This is a genomic window from Rhizobium sp. S152, from assembly GCF_030380735.1.
Classification (GTDB): Bacteria; Pseudomonadota; Alphaproteobacteria; order Rhizobiales; family Rhizobiaceae; genus Rhizobium.
The window spans coordinates 232823-251320 of the sequence record NZ_JAUDRZ010000003.1; the positions used below are offsets into that span (position 1 = coordinate 232823).

Here is an 18498-nt window from a genome sequence, read left to right on the forward strand (position 1 = left end):
GTGACCATTTCAGTATCAGTACGCCAGGTCGTCGGACCCGAGGATGCCGCAAGGCGAGACACCAAGGGCCTGCGCGACGGCTTCGTGATCGAGGAGCTGTTTCGCCCTGGTGAGGCCAATCTCACCTACAGCCACCTCGATCGCATGATCGTCGGCGGCGTAACGCCGACTGCCGGTCCTCTGGAGATCGCCGCCATCGCCGAGACCGGCACGGAGCGCTTTCTCGACCGGCGCGAGGCCGCCATCGTCAATATCGGCGGTGCCGGCACGGTGAGCGTCTCGGGAAAGCCTTACGAACTCGGCTTTCAGGAGGCGCTTTACGTCGGAATGGGCGAGGGTGCTTTGAGCTTCGCCAGCCGCGATCCGGCGGAGCCGGCGCTTTTCTATCTGTTAAGCGCACCGGCGCATCGGACGTGCCCGACGGTGCACATCACCCGTGAGATGGCGAGGAAGGTGGTCGTGGGCTCGGCGGAGGAATCCAACGCCCGCACCATCAACCAATATGTCCATCCAGACGTCTGCGACAGCTGCCAATTGCTGGTGGGGCTGACGATGTTCGAACCCGGCTCGGTCTGGAACACCATGCCGGCGCATGTTCACGATCGGCGCATGGAGGTCTATCTCTATTTCGGCATGCAGGAAACGACGCGCATCTTCCATTTCATGGGCGAGCCCAGCGAGACGCGGCATGTCGTCCTGAAGAACCACGACGCGGTGCTGTCGCCCGGCTGGTCCATACACTCTGGCGCTGGCACCGGTCGCTACGCCTTCATCTGGGCGATGGCCGGCGATAACATGAGCTTCACCGACATGGACAAGGTGCCGATGGAAGACCTGCGATGAGCCTTTTCGATCTTATCGGCCGCTGGGCCATCGTTACCGGCGCCAATACCGGCATCGGCCAGGCCATCGCGGTCGGGCTTGCGCAAGCAGGCGCGGATATCGTCGGCGTTGGTCGATCGGCGATGGACGAGACAGCGGACGCGGTCACGTCGACGGGGCGCCGGTTCGTATCGCTCAAGGCGGACCTGTCCGATACCGGGGAGGCGAAGGCCGTTATCGAACGCGCCCTTGCCGCCGGCGTCTCGCCCGATATCCTCGTCAACAATGCCGGCATCATCCGCCGCGCCGATGCGCTGGAGTTTACGGAGGAGGATTGGGATGCGGTGCTCGACACCAACCTGAAATCGGTCTTCTTCCTCTGCCAGGCATTCGCGAAGGCCGCATTGGCACGCCAAGCGCCGGCGAAGATCATCAACATTGCCTCGCTGCTGTCGTTCCAGGGTGGTATCCGCATTCCATCCTACACGGCCTCGAAGAGCGGGCTTGCTGGCATCACCCGGCTGATGGCAAACGAATGGGCCTCGAAGGGCATCAACGTGAACGCCATCGCCCCCGGCTATGTCGAAACCAACAACACAGAGGCGCTTCGAGCCGATGCGGAGCGCAGCGCGGATATCCTCAAACGCATTCCGGCGGCCCGCTGGGCCAAGGCCGAGGATATGGCGGGCACGGCGGTCTATCTTGCGTCGCGCGCTTCCGATTATGTTCATGGCACGGTGCTGCCGGTCGACGGCGGCTGGCTTGCCCGATAGGAGATGATGATGGCCGATCACTACACGCTTCCCGACGATATCACCTGGACGGAGGTTGCGCCTGGCAACCGGCGCGCCGTTCTGTCGCACCGCCCGGAAATGATGCTCGTCGCCTTCAGCTTCGAGCCCGGCGCCATTGGCGCGCCGCACTCGCATCCGCACACACAGGTGAGCTATGTCGCCGAGGGCGCCTTCGACGTTACCGTGGATGGCGTCACCACCCGGCTCGACGCCGGTTCCAGCTTCATCGTCGCTCCCAATCTGGTGCATGGCGTCGTTGCGCTTGAGAAGGGCCTCTTGATCGACACGTTCACACCGCGGCGGGACGATTTCCTATAGGCGAGGTACATGCGGCACGAACCGACGATCTGTGGGTCGCCGGCGCCTTGCGGATCTCTCGGAGGTAACGTAGACCCGGGTTGATATTTGCCGCCGTGAGAGAATGCCTTTTCATGATCGATGATGGTTCGTCCGATATTTATGCGATTGCCGATGTCCACGGGCGTGCAGACCTTCTGGAAGTCCTGCTGCGTCATATCGCCGACACCTCCGCCGAGCGCCAATCGAAGCCCACCGTCATCTTTCTGGGCGATCTGATTGATCGCGGACCACGGAGCCCCCAGGTTCTCGATCTCGTGGCGTCCACGCTCGACCTCTATCCGGGCTCGCAACTGATCCTGGGCAACCACGATTTCTACCTGCGCTCACTGCTGCGCGGGGAACTTGCCCCCGAGGACGCAGTCAACTGGATGGATTGGGGCGGTGTTGCTACCGTCAGCGCCTATTCTCGCCGGCCGGTGCCTGACTTCAGGGGCATCGCCGCTGATATACGCGAGGCTTTCCCGCATCATGCCACCTTGCTGGACAGTGCGCTGACCTACAGGCAGATCGGCAGCTTCTGTTTTGTTCATGCCGGAATTCGTCCGGGAGTGTCGCTGGCCGCGCAGACCGATTATGACCTGAGGTGGATACGCGCGGGCTTCCTCGACCATGTCGAAGCCTTCGAGTACATCGTTGTCCACGGCCACACGATCACGAATTCCCTGCGCCCCGAAGTCTACGACAATCGTATTGCCATCGATACCGCGGCTTACCGAACCGGCCGCCTGAGCGCGGCCGTCATCCGGCACGACAAGCTCTCGCATTTCATCTGCACGGCCCTCGGCGCCACCGGTGAGATTACCGTTGAAAACTGGCGAGCTGACTGACGGCTCTAAATTCCGGACCCGTCCAGCAGCAGCACATCGTCAGCCTCCCAAGGGGAAGGCATGGATGCCCGGCTGAAATTGGCCGATGGCATCGGCATCCAACACTTCAGTTCCGGTTCGGCGTAAGCAATGATGCGCCCGGGCGAGGAATCGGAAGCACGCCAGCCCTCCGCACCATACTGATCGCCATGCGACCAGTATGCGAGATCGACTTCAGCCTGTCCCTGTTCCGAAGGGTAGATCGTGACAAGAATCCGGCTGCCGTCTCTCGGCGCGCTCAGCATGTGGCGCCAACGATTTGGTTCGTCCATCATTTCTCCTCCGGTGTCAGGCTTCGAGTGTCGCCTTCCCACGCGGAGCGGTCAACTCAAACCTTTCGCAATCCAGTCGACAGGTTTTAAGAGCTTGTGCGTGGCCGGGGTCTGTGCGCCACGACCGATTTTACTAATATCCTCTATCGCGGTAGCATGAATTCAGTCTGGGAGGACTGGCGACATGCTGGAGTTGGATTTCGGGCTTTCCGAAATGGCGGAGACGATCCGCGAGACGACGCATCGCTTTGCGACTGATCGCATTGCCCCGCTTGCATCAGGGATCGATCGGGAGGATCGGTTTCCGATCGAGCTCTGGCCGGAACTGGGGTCGCTCGGTCTGCATGGCGTGACCGTCGCCGAGGCCGATGGCGGGCTGGGGCTGGGCTATATCGAACATGTCGTCGCCTGCGAAGAAATCAGCCGCGCCTCCGCATCTGTCGGTCTGTCCTACGGCGCTCACTCCAATCTCTGCATCAACCAGATCGCCCGCTGGGGATCTCCCGAACAGAAACAGCGTTACCTTCCCGCGCTGATAGCGGGCGCGCATGTCGGAAGCCTCGCCATGTCGGAGGCGGGGGCGGGCTCGGACGTGGTGTCCATGCGGCTGCGCGCCGATAAGGTGAGCGGCGGCTATCGCCTCAACGGAACCAAGTTCTGGATCACCAATGCGCCCTATGCCGATACGCTTGTGGTCTACGCCAAGACCGTGCCCGATGGCGGCTCGCGGGGGATCACCGCCTTTCTTGTCGAGAAGGACTTCAAGGGTTTCTCCATCGGTCAGAAGATCGACAAGGTCGGCATGCGGGGATCACCGACGGCCGAACTGGTTTTCGATGACTGTCATGTTCCTGAAGAGAACATCATGGGCCCGCTGGATGGTGGCGCCAAGGTGTTGATGTCCGGGCTCGATTACGAGCGGGTCGTGCTGTCGGGCATCCAGCTCGGCATCATGCAGGCCTGTCTGGACGTCGTGCTTCCCTATGTCCGGGAGCGCAAGCAGTTCGGAACGCCGATAGGAAGCTTCCAGCTGATGCAGGCGAAGGTCGCGGACATGGTGGTTGCGCTGAATTCAGCCCGCGCCTATGTCTATGCGGTGGCGAAAGCCTGCGATGCCGGCAGGACGACGCGGCATGATGCGGCGGGCGCAATCCTTTACGCGTCGGAAAGTGCCGTGCGAGTGGCCGAGCAGGCGGTGCAGGCGCTGGGTGGCGCGGGATATACCCGGGATTGGCCGGTCGAGCGGTACTGGCGGGACGCCAAGCTTCTCGACATCGGCGCCGGCACCAATGAAATACGCCGCATGCTGATCGGCCGCGAGGTCATCGGCGGCGAAGGGAGAGGCTAATGGCTGAGCTGCAGACGATGCTCGACCGCGCCTCCGACAATTTCGCAACCAACCGGGCCCACAATCAGGCGCTGGTCGAAGAGCTTCGATCGCGGGTGGCGGCTGCCGCTCGTGGTGGCTCCGAGAAGCATCGCGAGCGCCATGTCACGCGCGGCAAGCTTCTTCCCCGCGACCGCGTCCAGCGCCTTCTCGATCCCGGCTCGCCATTCCTCGAGATCGGACAGCTCGCCGCTAACGGCATGTATGACGACGAGGCGCCCGGCGCGGGCATGATCGCGGGCATCGGGCGGATCTGCGGCGCCGAATGCATGATCGTCGCGCACGACCCGACCGTGAAGGGCGGCGCCTATTTCCCGATGACGGTAAAGAAGCACCTGCGGGCGCAGGAGATCGCGTGGGAGAACCGGCTGGCCTGCATCTATCTGGTGGATTCCGGCGGCGCCAACCTGCCGCATCAGGCGGAGGTGTTTCCCGACCGCGATCATTTCGGGCGCATCTTCTACAACCAGGCGCAGATGTCGGCGGCGGGCATCGCCCAGATCGCCTGCGTCATGGGAAGCTGCACGGCAGGCGGCGCATATGTTCCGGCGATGTCGGACGAAACCGTCATCGTCCGCAATCAGGGAACGATCTTCCTGGCCGGCCCACCGCTCGTGAAGGCGGCGACGGGGGAGATCATCTCGGCCGAGGAACTCGGCGGCGCCGACACCCACGGTCGCAAGTCCGGCGTCGTCGATCACGTCGCGGAAAACGACGAGCATGCGCTGCTCATTGTTCGCGATATCGTCGCCACGCTCAATCGTCCGAAGCGCGTCGATATCGACGTGGTCGAGCCGCAGCCGCCGAAGCTCGATCCGCAGGAGCTCTACGGCATTATCCCGCGCGACGTCCGCACGCCCTATGACGTTCGCGAGGTCATTGCCCGCATCGTCGACGGCTCGGAATTGCAGGAGTTCAAGGCGCTCTACGGCACCACGCTGGTCTGCGGCTTCGCCCGCATCTGGGGCATCCCCGTCGCCATTCTCGCCAACAACGGCGTGCTGTTTTCCGAGAGCGCGCTGAAGGGCGCCCATTTCATCGAGCTCGCCTGCCAGCGGCGCATCCCGCTGCTCTTCCTTCAGAACATCTCCGGCTTCATGGTCGGCGGGAAGTATGAAGCCGAGGGGATCGCCAAGAACGGCGCGAAACTGGTGACCGCTGTGGCAACGGCATCGGTCCCGAAGATAACGGTGCTGATCGGCGGTAGCTTCGGCGCCGGCAATTATGGCATGTGCGGCCGCGCCTATCAGCCGCGCTTCCTGTTCACCTGGCCGAATGCGCGCATCTCCGTCATGGGCGGTGAGCAGGCCGCATCCGTGCTGGCAACCGTGCACCGGGATGCCGAGCGCTGGAGCCCGGAGGAGACGGAGGCTTTCAAGGCGCCGATCCGGCAGAAATACGAGGACGAGGGCAACCCCTATTATGCCACCGCGCGACTATGGGACGACGGCGTCATCGATCCCGCCCAGACGCGCGATGTGCTCGGCCTGGCATTCGCCTCGACGCTCAACGCGCCGATACCGCAGCAGGCCCAGTTCGGCCTGTTTCGCATGTAGCCGTCGAAGCAGGGAGAGGAGAGATCGTGATAGAAAGCCTGCTGATCGCCAATCGCGGCGAGATCGCAAGACGGATCATGAGAACGGCGCGACGGCTCGGCATCCGCACGATCGCCGTCCATTCCGATGTCGACGGCCGGATGCCCTTCGTGCGCGAGGCCGATGAGGCGGTCTGCATCGGCCCGGCAGCCGCGAGGGACAGCTATAACATGCAGGACCGGGTCATCGAGGCGGCGATCAGGACAGGCGCCCGGGCGATCCATCCGGGTTACGGCTTTCTCTCGGAGAATGCCGAGTTCGCCGATGCCGTCATCGCTTCCGGCCTGATCTGGGTCGGCGCACCGGCGGCGGCGATCCGCACCATGGGGCTCAAGGATGCGGCCAAGCAGCGGATGATGGCGGCCGGCGTTCCGGTTGCGCCGGGCTACCTCGGCGAGGATCAGGCCGACCAACGGCTGAAGCGGGAGGCGGACGCGATCGGCTATCCCGTCCTCATCAAGGCCGTGGCGGGCGGTGGCGGCAAGGGCATGCGCCGGGTCGAGCGGGCGGACGAGTTTGCGGCGGCGCTCGCCAGCTGCCGGCGCGAAGCCGCTGCGGCCTTTGGTGACGACCGCGTCCTTCTCGAAAAGTACGTCCGCTCCCCGAGGCACATCGAGGTTCAGGTCTTCGGCGATAAGCACGGCAATGTCGTCCATCTGTTCGAGCGCGATTGCTCGCTGCAGCGGCGCCATCAGAAGGTCATCGAGGAAGCGCCGGCGCCGGGCATGGATACGCGGACGCGCGAGGTGGTCTGCGAGGCTGCGGTCAAGGCTGCGCGGGCGGTAGACTATGTCGGCGCGGGAACGATCGAGTTCATCGCCGACGCCTCGCGGGGACTTAGGCCCGACCGCATCTGGTTCATGGAAATGAACACACGGCTGCAGGTCGAGCATCCCGTCACCGAAGCGATCACCGGCCAGGATCTGGTCGAATGGCAGATAAGGGTCGCGTCGGGCGAGCCGCTGCCGCTGCGGCAGGAGCAGCTATCGATCGACGGCTGGGCGATGGAGGCCCGGCTCTACGCCGAGAACCCTTCCACCGGCTTCCTGCCGTCGACTGGAACGCTCGCCCATCTCCGGTTCCCCGAGGGCATCAGGGTCGACAGCGGCGTCGAGGAGGGCGACGAGGTGAGCCCGCATTACGATCCGATGATCGCCAAGCTGATCAGCCACGGCGCCACGCGATGGGACGCGGCGCGGCGATTGGCGCGGGCGGCTGCTGGTGTCGAGATCTGGCCCGTTCGAACGAATGCTGCCTTCCTCAAGCGAACGCTTGTTCATCCCGATTTTCTCGAAGGCGAGGTCGATACCGGCTTCATCGAGCGGCACGCGTCCGATCTGATCCCGCCGACCGAGCCTGGCAGCCGAGTGCTGCAGGCCGCCGCCCGGGCGGTGCTACCGGAGCCGGCAGGGGATATCTGGAGGGCGGCAACGGGCTTCAGGATGAACGCGCCCGCGTACCGCGAAGTCGGCGTCGAGGTCGGCGACCGGCCTTATCGGGTCGAGATCGAGGACGGCGGCCAGCCGGTCACGACAGCGCCAGGCGTTCTCTTCATCGATGGGGAGGCGTGGAGCTACGGGCTGCCCCGCGCCGGACATGCAGGCGCGGGCGCCGGGGATTCCGATGGGGCCATCATCGCGCCGATGCCCGGCAGGGTAATCGCGGTCACGGTCGCGGAGGGGGACAGGGTCAAGAGAGGGCAGGCGCTTGCCGTCATCGAGGCTATGAAGATGGAGCAGACGCTGAGCGCGCCATTCGACGGCGTCGTTTCGGAGTTGAAGGCAAAAGAAGGCGCGCAGATCGTCGAGGGCAGCCTTCTCATGCGGCTGGAAGGAGATACGTGATGGCCGGGCGTCACTTCGAGGACTGGTCGATCGGCGATAGGATTTCCCATGAAATCCGGCGCACGGTCACCGAGACCGACAATCTCCTGTTTTCCGCCATGACGCATAATCCGCAGCCGTTGCACATCGATGCGGAAGCGGCAAGGGCCAGCGAATTCGGGCAGATACTCGTCAACGGCACCTTCACTTTCGCGCTGATGGTGGGCCTGTCTGTCGGCGATACGACGTTGGGCACGCTGGTCGCCAATCTGGGTTACGACAAGATGGTGATGCCGAAGCCGGTCTTCATCGGCGATACGATGCGCGCCGAAACCGAGGTCGTCGATCTCAGGGAGAGCCGGTCGCGGCCCGCCGCCGGCATCGTCACCTTTCAGCACGAACTGATCAACCAGCGAAACGAGGTGGTTTGCCGGTGCCTGCGCACGGTGCTGATCCTGAGGAGACCCGTATGAGGTTGCGCTCGCTGCTCTTCGTTCCCGGCGACCGGCCGGACCGGATGGAAAAGGCGCTCGGCCTTTCCGCCGATGCCCTGATCCTCGATCTGGAAGACTCCGTGGCGCCGGCACGGAAACCCGAGGCCAGAAAAGCCGTCGCCTCCTTTCTGCGGTCGGCGGAGCGGCGCGCTAGGCTCTTCGTCCGCATCAACGCACTGGATAGCGGCTTGCTAGAAGACGATCTCGCAGCGGTTCTCGATGCGCGTCCCGACGCGCTGGTCCTGCCCAAGGCGGAAGGCAGCGCCAGCGTCGAGGCGCTGGCGGCCTTGGCGCCCGGCGTGCCGATCCTGCCGATCGCCACCGAGACGCCGTCGGCCATCTTCCAGCTCGGCAGCTACGTTGCTGCACGCGATCTTCTCCTCGGGCTCACCTGGGGCGCGGAGGACCTGCCGGCCGCCATCGGCGCCACTACCGCCCGCAACGAGGATGGCAGCTATACCAGCCCTTATGAGGTCGTCCGCTCGCTCACCCTGTTCGCCGGTCATGCGATCGGCGCGGCCGTGGTCGACACCGTCTATCCCGATTTTCGCGATTCTGAAGGCATGCAGCGCTACGCGCAACGGGCGCGCCGCGACGGCTTCACCGGGATGATGGCCATCCATCCCTCGCAGGTGCCTGTGATTAACGCAGCTTTCACGCCGGCTGCGGACGAAATTGCGCGCGCGGTGGCGATCATCGACGCCTTCTCTGTTAACCCCGATGCAGGCGTCCTGCAACTGGATGGCCGGATGATCGATGCCCCGCATCTGCGGCAGGCACGCCGGATTATCGAAGCTTCGAAATAGGCGGAACGAAATGGCGGCGGCAAGCGCTGCGTCGGTCACTGCCGTCATCCCTCGGCAGCCAGGATTGTTTGCATTTTATTAAATATGATTCGAATTCCCGCCGGACCGATATGATCGATCCGGCGGCGGCTGCGTTCTACTCCTGCAACGTCAAGAGGAACGCCAATGAAAAGGCCAGCCCGCATTGTACTTGTCGTCGAGGATGAACCGTTCATCCGTCTCTCTCTCGCTGATATACTCGAGGATGCCGGTTACGCGGTCATCGAGGCCGGTTCGGTGCTGGAGGCGGTGGGTGTCCTTGGCCTGAGATCCGATATCGACGCGATCTTCACCGACGTCGATATGCCGGGCGGACTTGATGGCATCGACCTCGCAAGAATGGTGGCGAGCGTCAGCGCCAGTATCGGGATCGTCGTGACGTCGGGCCGAGCGATCGATCCGAAGGCGCTGCCGGAACGCGCGCTCTTCGTGCCCAAGCCTTATAGCGAAGCTCACGCATTGCGCGTGGTGAATGACGTGATCGAGCAGGGCGATAGAGCAATAGCGCGTGCCGCGAGCTAAGCGGCGGCATGCTGGCCGCGATCAACTCCGCGACCTGTGCCGGTGCTTGACGATGCGTGAAATGACGTTGCGCTTCTTCTTGCGCGGAACGAGATCGACGTCGCTGACCAGCCGCGCGCCTCCTTCGCGGCGTTCCAGCGTGATCTTGCGGCTGTGGAACGCCTCCAGCTCGGCGCGATGCCCGACGCTGATGATGGTGGCCTTCGGAAGGTCTTCGATCAGCATTGCCATCAGATGGTCCTGGCTCTTCTCGTCAAGCGCCGAGGTTGCTTCGTCGAGCACGATGATATCAGGGACATGCAAGAGAAGTCGCGCGAAGGCGAGGCGCTGTTTTTCGCCGCCCGATAACGTCTGATCCCACGGCGCATCTTCCTCGATCTTCTCCTTGAGATGGCCGAGACCGACCTTTTCAAGGGCGGCGCCTATCTCCTCGATCGTCCAATCGCCGGCATCTCGTGGATAGGCAACGGCACGGCGAAGCGTGCCCGAGGGGATGTATGGCCGTTGCGGCAGCATGAACAGCCGCATGTCGGGATCGAAGTCGACGCTGCCTTCGCCCCAGGGCCAAAGCCCGGCAATGGCTCGCACCAGTGTGCTCTTGCCCGAACCGGACTCGCCGGCGACCAGCACGCGTTCGCCCGGTTCGATCTCCACCTGCGTTTCCTTGACCAGAGCCGTTCCATCGCCCAGCGACACCGAGAGGTCGTTGAGGTTGAGGATCGCCGCGCCCTTCGGCTTGCCGCGCTTGATGCGCCCGAGCGTATCGCTTTGCTCGGCCCGCTCCAGTCCGTCGATCGACATCATCAGCGATGCGACGCGGCGCGCGCAGGCGTTCCAGTCGGCGAGGCGCGGATAATTGTCGACCAGCCAGCCGAACGCGCTCTGCACGATGGTGAAGGCTGATGCCGCCTGCATCACCTGTCCCAAGCTCATACTGCCATCGAGGAATTTTGGAGCGCAGAGCAGCACGGGGACGACCGGCGCGATCAGCAGCGATCCATGCGAGACGATGGTCGTGCGCATATACTGGCGCGCAAGCAGCGCCCACTGGTGCAGCACGTTGCCGAAGGTCTTGTCGAGATCGTTGCGCTCTTCCTCTTCGCCGCCGAGAAGCGCGATGCTCTCGCCGTTCTCCCGCACACGCGTCAGCGTATAACGAAACTCCGCCTCCACCTGGTTCTTCACCTCCGAGACCTGGACGAAGTGGCGCCCGATGAAGGCGATCGAGCTCGAGGTTATTACCGCGTAAAGCACGGCGGTAACGACGAGAAAGCCCGGTATCGTGATGACAGTGCCGCCGATGGGAAGCGAAAGGGCGCCGCCGATCATCCACAGCACAACGATGAACGTGGATGCCGATACGAAGGCCGCGATCACGCCGGCCACGAAATCGACGGGAGATTCGGTGGCGATCCGCATATCCTCGGAGAGACGCGCCTCGGGGTTCCTATGGTCGCCGTCGATCAGGTTGAGCTGGTAATAACGGCCATTGGCAAGCCATCGGCCGATCAGCGCCTTGGTGAGCCAGGAGCGCCAACGCCGCTGCATCTTCATGCGCATGTAGACCTGGATCGTGACGAGCGCGACGCTGCCGAGAACGAGCGGCGGAAAGAGCGCGCCGAAGAAATAGACGGTCGGAGCATCGCGTCGCTCGATCGCATCGAACAGACCGCGGTTCCAGACATTGATGCCGTATTGGAAGCCGACATTGAGGCCGATCATCACCAGCAGCCCGATCGAAAGCGGCCATGCCAGCGTGTCGCCATGCCGTGCCCAGTAGCCGCGGGCGCTGATCCAGAACCGCTTGAGAAGATAGGCCTTGCGCGCTCGCTCGAATTCCTCGGGCGTCATGTCGGTTTGCGGTTCGACAGGCTCCGGCGGAGGAACTGGCTCGGCGGCCGGGACCTTGTCTTCGGCTGTATCCGCAGCGCCATCCGGTTGCCTGCCGTCCGGCGATTTCGCACTGGTATCGACATCCCTCATACCGGCATAACGTCAGTGAACTCAGAAAGTTTCACGGCGGCAAACGCCAATGCCTTGCGTTGAAAGCCGCAATGGGCAGGTGCTGACGGGATGCTTTAAATATCTGAAATAGCAGTGATAGTCGAAACGAATTACGCGCCTTGCATCGCATCGATCAGCGCGTACACCATACGCTTCACCGCGTGATCTTACCGAGATACGAAAAGAGCGATCGGTAAGGAAGCCAGATGTGCGGAGAGGTTGATCTCATTGCCCTGCAACTCGGCATGGGAAAAAAGCTCATACCTGGCACCGGACAATTCGCGGGGAAGGTCGATGACCGTGTCCTCCCAGAAATCGGGTGAGGTTTCGAGCGTCCCAGCCTCCAGGCGACCGTACATCAATCTCGCGGCGACCGTTATTGCGTAGTGGCCTTGATCGTCGTGTCGGGCAAATGCAACGACATGCGCGCTTCGCTTGCCCCGTGCAAAGAGGGGTAGATAGTGTCCGCGGGAAAACAGCCGTGCGCGCGTTTTGCGCATGCCTAGCACCAGCCGTATCACGTGTTGCTTCAACAACGCGAATTGCTGCCTTCCGCCAAGCGTTACGTCGGCGTCGGCCTCGGCCGCGATTCTCAAGTCAAGCAATTGGCGATTGTCCGGATCAACCAGGCTGAGGTCCATCCGTTCCGATCCCTGATAGATGTCAGGGATCCCCGGAGCGGTCAGCTTGATCAAAGTCTGCGCGAGGCTATTGACGTGACCAGCGCCGATGATCGCCTGCATGGCGTCTTCGAAGTGTCGACGGAATTCCTCGTTCTCCGGCGAGGTCATGGCGGCCGCGTAGTCCCTTACCGCAGCCTCATAGCGGGCGTCAGGTTCATTCCAGCTGGTGCCGAGTTTTGCTTCCCGAACGGCTTTTTCCGCGTAGGCAAGGAAGCGGTCGCTCAGGTCGGTCTCCGCTTCCTCTTCAGGCCAGCAGCCTGCGAGCGCCTGATAGAGCATCCACTCGAGTGCCGCATCCGGCACGACACGGTCGCCATCCGCGGTCACGTACGGGTGGTTCAGCTGCGTCCAACGATCAAGGGCGGCACTCCACGACGCAGGCGCTTCGCTCAGCGCGTAAAGCCGCGCGCGCGCATCCTCACCGCGTTTCGTGTCGTGCGTCGAGGTTGCCGACAAGCCATGAGGTTGGGTCCTCAGCCGTTCCTGCATCAGCCTGTGGAAGCCCTGAACATCTTCGGGCGCGGCTTGCGGCTCGCCGCCGACTTCATTCAGGGCCAGCATCGCATTGGATCGGTAGAACAATGTGTCCTCCACCGCCTTGGCCATGATCGGTCCGCTCAATTGCTGGAACCTCTGGCGCAACATCGGTAGAGATCCATCCTGAAGTGTTGCCTGCAGCCAGGTGAGCGGTTTACTGCAGTAAACTCGATCGGCTGCCATGTCCGTCGCGCCTTGCAGGATGCTGCTGTCCCGCTCGTTCAGCACACCATCCGCGCCATAGGTTCGATAGACCGGAAAGGCTATGAGCAGCTCCCTGATCGTGTCGGCAACATCCTTTTTGTCGAAGTCGGGTCGGGCGCGCAAAACGTGCTTCACCAGCGTGTTCACCTCACCGGCAAAATTCTCATCGACCATCAGTGCCTTGGCGGCGCGAAGCTCATCTCCGTGCTGTTCGCGATGAAGCTTTCGCTTAGAGTAGAGAGAACGCATAGCCTCCCATCCACCGCGATCGACGAAAAGATTCGATAGCGCCGTGATAAACTCGTAACCGGTCGTCCCCTCGACGGGCCATTCGGCTGGAAGCGTTTCGCCATGGCCGAGGATTTTCTCGACGACGATAAATATCTCCGGGCCGACCGCATGTCGCAGTTTCGTCAGGTAAGTCGCGGGATCGGCTAGTCCATCGATATGATCGAGGCGCAAGCCCTGTACCTGACCCGAGCGAACGAGTTCGAACACCAGCTGGTGGGCATCATCGAACACCTCAACGTCTTCGACGCGCAAGCCCACCAAGCCCGTGACCTCGAAAAAGCGGCGATAGCTCAGATGTCGGGCCGCTGTCTTCCAGAATGTCAGTTGCCAGTGCTGCGCGTCGTGCAGTTTCCTGATCCCGTCGCCATCGAGCGGCAGCGACAATGCTCCGGTGCTTTTGGGGTCGAGAGGGAGAGCCGTGTCGAAGTAAAAGAGGCTTGGCTGTCCGGTCTTGGTGTCCATCCGGACATCAAGCTCCCCATCCGCGATGGCATCCTCGAATGGCTTGCCGAGGATGGGCAGGGTCAGGCGTTCGCTCCAGTCGATGTCGAAATGCCGCGCGTACCGGCTGGCGCTACCATGAGCAAGCACGTCGGCCCACCAGGCGTTCTCCGTGGAAGCGGCCATATGATTAGGCACGATGTCGATGATCAGGCCGAGATCGGCGCGCTGAAGCGCCTCGCAGAGGCGATCGAAGCCTCGGCGCCCGCCCAATGTTTCGTCGATCTGGTTGCAGTCCGTGACGTCATAACCATGTGTCGAGCCTGCAACGGCGGACATGATCGGAGAAAGATAAAGATGGCTGATACCGAGGTCGTGAAGATAAGGGACCAGCTTTTCGGCGCGTTCGAAGTTCATGCCGTTGCGTAGCTGCAGGCGATAGGTGGCTGTCGGGATATTCATACGCTGACGCTCCAGAACACCGACCATGGTTCGATCATGCTCCCCGGTGTTCCCAAGTGTAGGATTTTCTCGCCATCGAAACTTTCATCAGGGGCCTCCAAAGCTTCGTTGCCGGGATTGCAAAGGAGATGAAGCGACCTGCCGTCGCTCAGCGGCCATCTCACGGATACAAGTGGCAAGCATTCCCTATCGAACGAGCCGCAGCCGATACTCCCCAGCAGCGGAAGAATGTGCCGACGCCTGAGCGCGAGCAGGTTTGCATAGAAGGAGAGATGTTGCGCGCCAGGCTGTCCGTCGAGTTTCGACCAGTCAAGTTTTGCGGACTCGAAGACAACGGCCTCCGTTGGGTCCAAAAGATCGTCTGCATCGAACCCCGGCAATTTCGAAAGCTCTTCGCGCCTGCCGCGTCGGACCTTTTCGTTCAGTTCGGCATCGAAGTCGCAGAAATACGGAAACGGCTGGTTGGCATTCCACTCCTCGCCCATGAACAGCATCGGGATCTGCGGCGCCAGCAGGTAGATTGAAGCGAGTGCTCTGATAACGCGGTCGGGCAGCCCACTGATGACACGATCACCCATGGCGCGGTTGCCGATCTGATCGTGGTTCTGAATGAACGAGATGAAGGCGGTTGGTGGTAAATCAGCGCTGCGCTTCCCGCGGGCCTTTCCGCGATAGGGCATGTGCTGCCCCTGGAAAACAAACCCCTCGGCCAAGGTCTTTCCGAGGAGGGGCGCCGCCGGCGTGTAGTCCGCGTAGTATCCAAATGTCTCGTCGGTGGCCAGGACATGAAGGGCATGGTGGATATCGTCGTTCCACTGGGCGTCGAACAGATGAGCTCTGCCCTCCTGGTCACGTGTCAGAAGATCGCTGTCGTTTTCCTCGTTCTCGACGATCAGGTGCACGTGCCTGTTGCCTGCCGCCTCGCGGACACGGCGGGCCAGCACATCGAGGATATGGTCGTCGCCGTCGTCCTTCATGGCGTGAACCGCATCCAGCCGCAGGCCATCGAAGCGGAACTCGGTGATCCAGTAGATGGCGTTCTCCAGTATGAACTGCCGTATGGGATCACTGCTCTCCCCGTCGAAGTTCACGGCGGGACCCCAGGGTGTATCGTGTCGATCCGTAAACAGCGGCGCATAACCCGGCATGTAATTTCCGTCCGGCCCGAAATGATTGTAGACCACGTCGAGGAACACACTGATGCCGCGCAGGTGCGCCTCGTCGATCAATCTTTTCAGATGCTCTGGTCGCCCATAGCTGCTCTCCGGTGCATAGGGATAGACGCCATCGTACCCCCATCCCCGTCTTCCGGGGAAATCCGCGACCGGCATGATCTGGATCGCCGTGATGCCGAGGGACTGAAGGTGGTCGAGGCGGTCGATGGCGGCGAGGAAGGTGCCCTGCTGCGTGAAGGCGCCGATATGCAGCTCGTAGAGAACCGTCTCATCCCACGGCCGCCCGCGCCACTCCGGAACGCTCCAGGTGAAAGAACTCCCGTTGATGACTTCGCTCTGGCCGTGAACATCGTCCGGCTGGAATCTTGATGCGGGGTCCGGAACGGTCAGCCCACTGTCCAGAACGAAACTGTACAGCGATCCGGGGCGGGCTTCAGTCGAAGTATAGTGATGCCACCCGTCGCTCGATGCTCTCATGGGCCCGCGCTGAATGCCGTCGATTTGCAAGAATACGCTACGTTGGGAAGGCGCCCACAGCCTGAATTCGACGCCATGATCGGATACGCTCGGGCCGAATGCAAACATGGGGTCTCCTTTAAGCATTGTTATGGGAGACGCGGGTCCACGGGTTTCGCCCGTTCGTCGAACACGGGCGGTTTTGCGCAGCCATGGTTTATCCCTCGAACATCAGTGCGCATCCGAAACACCCAAATGAGGTTTAGGTTCCAACAACGGTTGACGCGGCGTGCTTGGCGGCGATCCAACCGGTTGTTGTATTCCTTGAGAAACTAGCATTTTCAGAGAACTTCAAGAAAACATTGCAATATGCTAATATAAACGGATGGCGATAATTCGTTGCACATTAGGTCGCCCTGTTCGGCTGGCGTCATTTTTCAGCCCACCACGTTTCCGTGACACAGCATTCACTTGTTTCTCCGAGGGAGGGAGCAATGGGGAGGTTTTGGGCGGCTTCGGCTGTCATCTTTCACAGGGCGTTTTCTTCAAGATCCACCGGATTGCCGATATTTTTCGCAGCGCTCGTTGTCGCCGCCGGTGCGGCGGAGGCCCAACAGCCTACGGATGCGCAGCGCAATGCCGTTCGCTCGGCCTGCAGGTCGGATTTCATCGCCCAATGTTCCGGTGTAACGCCCGGCGGCATGGAGGCGTTGAATTGCCTGCAGCAGCACAGCAGCTCGCTGTCGAAAGCCTGCCGTGCGGCGATCTCCGGTCTCGAAGGACAAAAGAAAACATCGAACGATCCGGCATCCGGGCAGGCTCCGGCAAGTCAACCGCCTGCCGCTGCAACGGCTCCCGCGGCAGCACAGCCGACGGCCGCGCAGCGAGATGCGGTCAAGTCGGCCTGCCGGTCCGATTTCATGGCGCAATGCCCAGGTGTGGCGCCGGGCGGAGCGCAGGCGCTTTCCTGCCTTCAGCAGCACGGCGCGGCGCTCTCGCCAGCCTGTCAATCGGCAATCGGCGCGCTTGGAGGCGCGGGAACTTCCGGCGGCGGAAGCGTGGCCAAGGGTGCGGGCAACAGTAGCGCGCCGGCCGCGGCCCCGATGGCGTCCTTCACGCCGCGCGAGGAATTGATTGTCGTGCGACGCACGTGCGGACCGGACTTCCGCGCGCTTTGTCATGCCGTGCCGCTCGGCGGCGGCCGGGGCGTGAACTGTCTGCGCGACAATTACCAGCGGCTTTCGCCAACATGTCAGAAGGTTCTGAGCAGCGGCCTCTAACCGTTTTTCGCCATATCGGTCGATACGTCATCGATTGCTCAAGGGAAAGGCATTGCCATGTCATTGATCTCCTGTGTTGAAAGGCTCGCCGGCATGGCCGCCTATGGCTTTCTCGTCGCCTGCCTGGGATTGTCCAATGCTGCTGCGGCCGATGATGCCAAGAGTATCCTGAAGGCCATGTCGGATTATCTGTCAGCGCAAAAGACGATGTCCTTCAGCTATCAATCCTCGATCGAGGCAGTCACGCCGGATTTCGAGAAGCTGCAGTTCGTCAGCTCCGGCACGGCGAGCTTGACGCGCCCGGACAAGCTGCGCGTCACCAGGACCGGCGGCTTTGCCGATGTCGATGTCGGCTTCGACGGATCGACGCTGACCGTCCACGGCAAGAATCTCGACGCTTATGCGAGTGTCCAGGCCAAGGGGTCGGTGGACGAACTGCTGGATCGGCTGATCGGCGCAGGATTGGAGGCGCCCGGAAGCGATCTTCTCGCCCAAAATCCCTTCGATCTGCTGATGACGGATGTGACGTCGGCAAAGCATGTCTCGAGTGCTTATGTGGACGGGGTGGAATGCGAATATCTGGCGTTTCGGACGCCGGAGATCGACTGGGAGATCTGGATACAAAGCGGCGATAAGCCGGTTCCGCGCCGGTACGTCATTACCAGCAAGCACGTCGTGCAGGCGCCGCAATACACGCTCGAGATCAGCGATTTCAAGACCGGAAACGACGTCGCTGCAATGCCTTACAAGATCGATATCCCGGCCAGCGCCAAGAAAGTCGATCTGAGTGAACTGCAGTCGCTCGACGAACTGCCGGTGCCCAGCCAACCGGGAGAAAGCAAATGAGATATTCCACGGCCCTGATCGCTGCGGGATTGGCCGCGGCATTCCTCTTCATGGACGCCCGCCTGCAACCGGGCGGGTGGTCGCTCGATCTCGCCACGCCCGCCCACGCCGTTATTGGTCGACCGCTGACCCCGCTCTCCTACGCCGGCGTCGCCCGCCGCACGACCCGCCGCGCCGTCGTCGGGACGACAACGACCGTTGCCGTGCTGCCGGCAGGCTGTGTCTACGGGGCCTATTATGGCGGCTACTACTATCGCTGCGGATCCGGCTACTACGCCAAGAGCGGCAATGTCTACGTGCGCGTGGTGGTGCAATAGGGGCTTTGGAGTCCTAGATCCG

The 18498-nt window shown here is 62.2% G+C and carries 17 protein-coding genes; 13 read left to right on the forward strand and 4 right to left on the reverse strand.

Annotation, left to right across the window (positions count from 1 at the left end; all coding sequences use genetic code 11):
- The 4 genes from kduI (at window position 1) to QTL95_RS05735 (ending at window position 2803) form a co-directional block, all read left to right on the forward strand.
- Window positions 1-843: a 5-dehydro-4-deoxy-D-glucuronate isomerase gene (gene kduI / locus QTL95_RS05720; protein WP_289719005.1), complete on the forward strand. Its 843-nt coding sequence runs from the start codon at window positions 1-3 to the stop codon at window positions 841-843.
- Window positions 840-1595 carry a 2-dehydro-3-deoxy-D-gluconate 5-dehydrogenase KduD gene (gene kduD, locus QTL95_RS05725; protein WP_289719006.1) on the forward strand — a complete coding sequence of 252 codons (756 nt, stop codon included), beginning with the start codon at window positions 840-842 and terminating at the stop codon, window positions 1593-1595. Before kduI ends, kduD begins: the two co-directional genes overlap by 4 nt.
- 6 nt (window positions 1596-1601) lie before the next feature.
- On the forward strand, window positions 1602-1934 hold the full coding sequence (locus QTL95_RS05730) for a cupin domain-containing protein (RefSeq protein WP_289719195.1): 333 nt from the start codon (window positions 1602-1604) through the stop codon (window positions 1932-1934).
- A 113-nt stretch (window positions 1935-2047) separates the two neighbouring features.
- On the forward strand, window positions 2048-2803 hold the full coding sequence (locus QTL95_RS05735; protein ID WP_289719007.1) for a metallophosphoesterase: 756 nt from the start codon (window positions 2048-2050) through the stop codon (window positions 2801-2803).
- 5 nt (window positions 2804-2808) lie between these two features.
- Here the strand turns inward: QTL95_RS05735 and QTL95_RS05740 are convergent, their stop codons facing one another.
- Window positions 2809-3114, reverse strand: coding sequence for a hypothetical protein (locus QTL95_RS05740; protein WP_289719196.1), 306 nt, complete (start codon window positions 3112-3114; stop codon window positions 2809-2811).
- 184 nt (window positions 3115-3298) lie between these two features.
- Here QTL95_RS05740 and QTL95_RS05745 point away from each other — a divergent pair, with 184 nt between their 5' ends.
- From QTL95_RS05745 to QTL95_RS05770, 6 genes are all read left to right on the forward strand, one after another.
- The gene (locus tag QTL95_RS05745) at window positions 3299-4462 is read left to right on the forward strand and encodes an acyl-CoA dehydrogenase family protein (RefSeq protein WP_289719008.1); all 1164 of its coding nucleotides are present in this window, start codon (window positions 3299-3301) and stop codon (window positions 4460-4462) included.
- Entirely contained in the window at window positions 4462-6057 is a 1596-nt protein-coding gene (locus QTL95_RS05750; RefSeq protein WP_289719009.1) for a carboxyl transferase domain-containing protein, read from the forward strand. Before QTL95_RS05745 ends, QTL95_RS05750 begins: the two co-directional genes overlap by 1 nt.
- 26 nt (window positions 6058-6083) lie before the next feature.
- Window positions 6084-7940, forward strand: coding sequence for an acetyl/propionyl/methylcrotonyl-CoA carboxylase subunit alpha (locus tag QTL95_RS05755; RefSeq protein ID WP_289719010.1), 1857 nt, complete (start codon window positions 6084-6086; stop codon window positions 7938-7940).
- Window positions 7940-8392: a MaoC family dehydratase gene (locus QTL95_RS05760; protein WP_289719011.1), complete on the forward strand. Its 453-nt coding sequence runs from the start codon at window positions 7940-7942 to the stop codon at window positions 8390-8392. The genes QTL95_RS05755 and QTL95_RS05760 overlap by 1 nt, the downstream gene beginning before the upstream one ends.
- A complete protein-coding gene (locus QTL95_RS05765) occupies window positions 8389-9219 on the forward strand; it encodes an HpcH/HpaI aldolase/citrate lyase family protein (RefSeq protein WP_289719012.1) in 831 nt (276 codons plus the stop codon). The genes QTL95_RS05760 and QTL95_RS05765 overlap by 4 nt, the downstream gene beginning before the upstream one ends.
- Before the next feature lie 165 nt (window positions 9220-9384).
- Complete coding sequence (locus QTL95_RS05770; RefSeq protein ID WP_289719013.1) at window positions 9385-9780, forward strand: response regulator; 396 nt, start codon at window positions 9385-9387, stop codon at window positions 9778-9780.
- A 21-nt stretch (window positions 9781-9801) separates the two neighbouring features.
- On the opposite strand, the gene QTL95_RS05775 is transcribed toward QTL95_RS05770, so the two are convergent.
- The 3 genes from QTL95_RS05775 to treZ form a co-directional block, all read right to left on the reverse strand.
- The gene (locus QTL95_RS05775; protein WP_289719014.1) at window positions 9802-11763 is read right to left on the reverse strand and encodes an ABC transporter ATP-binding protein/permease; all 1962 of its coding nucleotides are present in this window, start codon (window positions 11761-11763) and stop codon (window positions 9802-9804) included.
- Between the two features lie 188 nt (window positions 11764-11951).
- A complete protein-coding gene (treY, locus tag QTL95_RS05780; protein ID WP_289719197.1) occupies window positions 11952-14402 on the reverse strand; it encodes a malto-oligosyltrehalose synthase in 2451 nt (816 codons plus the stop codon).
- Entirely contained in the window at window positions 14399-16180 is a 1782-nt protein-coding gene (gene treZ / locus QTL95_RS05785) for a malto-oligosyltrehalose trehalohydrolase (RefSeq protein WP_442981258.1), read from the reverse strand. The genes treY and treZ overlap by 4 nt, the downstream gene beginning before the upstream one ends.
- Window positions 16181-16527: 347 nt before the next feature.
- Here treZ and QTL95_RS05790 point away from each other — a divergent pair, with 347 nt between their 5' ends.
- The 3 genes from QTL95_RS05790 to QTL95_RS05800 all read left to right on the forward strand — a co-directional run bounded on the left by QTL95_RS05790 (window position 16528) and on the right by QTL95_RS05800 (window position 18476).
- Window positions 16528-17313, forward strand: coding sequence for a cysteine rich repeat-containing protein (locus QTL95_RS05790; RefSeq protein ID WP_289719016.1), 786 nt, complete (start codon window positions 16528-16530; stop codon window positions 17311-17313).
- A gap of 93 nt (window positions 17314-17406) precedes the next feature.
- Window positions 17407-18159 (forward strand): DUF2092 domain-containing protein, encoded by a 753-nt coding sequence (locus tag QTL95_RS05795; protein WP_289719198.1) that lies wholly within the window; start codon window positions 17407-17409, stop codon window positions 18157-18159.
- A gap of 50 nt (window positions 18160-18209) precedes the next feature.
- Window positions 18210-18476, forward strand: a complete 267-nt coding sequence (locus tag QTL95_RS05800; protein ID WP_289719199.1) for a hypothetical protein — start codon at window positions 18210-18212, stop codon at window positions 18474-18476.
- Window positions 18477-18498 lie beyond the last annotated feature (22 nt).

Coding starts and splice junctions, on each gene's coding strand:
- kduD (WP_289719006.1), top strand. CDS start 840: ATGAGCCTTTTCGATCTTATCGGCCGCTGGGCCATCGTTACCGGCGCC.
- QTL95_RS05730 (WP_289719195.1), top strand. CDS start 1,602: ATGATGGCCGATCACTACACGCTTCCCGACGATATCACCTGGACGGAG.
- QTL95_RS05735 (WP_289719007.1), top strand. CDS start 2,048: ATGATCGATGATGGTTCGTCCGATATTTATGCGATTGCCGATGTCCAC.
- QTL95_RS05740 (WP_289719196.1), bottom strand. CDS start 3,114: ATGGACGAACCAAATCGTTGGCGCCACATGCTGAGCGCGCCGAGAGAC.
- QTL95_RS05745 (WP_289719008.1), top strand. CDS start 3,299: ATGCTGGAGTTGGATTTCGGGCTTTCCGAAATGGCGGAGACGATCCGC.
- QTL95_RS05750 (WP_289719009.1), top strand. CDS start 4,462: ATGGCTGAGCTGCAGACGATGCTCGACCGCGCCTCCGACAATTTCGCA.
- QTL95_RS05760 (WP_289719011.1), top strand. CDS start 7,940: ATGGCCGGGCGTCACTTCGAGGACTGGTCGATCGGCGATAGGATTTCC.
- QTL95_RS05765 (WP_289719012.1), top strand. CDS start 8,389: ATGAGGTTGCGCTCGCTGCTCTTCGTTCCCGGCGACCGGCCGGACCGG.
- QTL95_RS05770 (WP_289719013.1), top strand. CDS start 9,385: ATGAAAAGGCCAGCCCGCATTGTACTTGTCGTCGAGGATGAACCGTTC.
- QTL95_RS05775 (WP_289719014.1), bottom strand. CDS start 11,763: ATGAGGGATGTCGATACCAGTGCGAAATCGCCGGACGGCAGGCAACCG.
- treY (WP_289719197.1), bottom strand. CDS start 14,402: ATGAATATCCCGACAGCCACCTATCGCCTGCAGCTACGCAACGGCATG.
- treZ (WP_442981258.1), bottom strand. CDS start 16,180: ATGCTTAAAGGAGACCCCATGTTTGCATTCGGCCCGAGCGTATCCGAT.
- QTL95_RS05790 (WP_289719016.1), top strand. CDS start 16,528: ATGGGGAGGTTTTGGGCGGCTTCGGCTGTCATCTTTCACAGGGCGTTT.
- QTL95_RS05795 (WP_289719198.1), top strand. CDS start 17,407: ATGGCCGCCTATGGCTTTCTCGTCGCCTGCCTGGGATTGTCCAATGCT.
- QTL95_RS05800 (WP_289719199.1), top strand. CDS start 18,210: ATGGACGCCCGCCTGCAACCGGGCGGGTGGTCGCTCGATCTCGCCACG.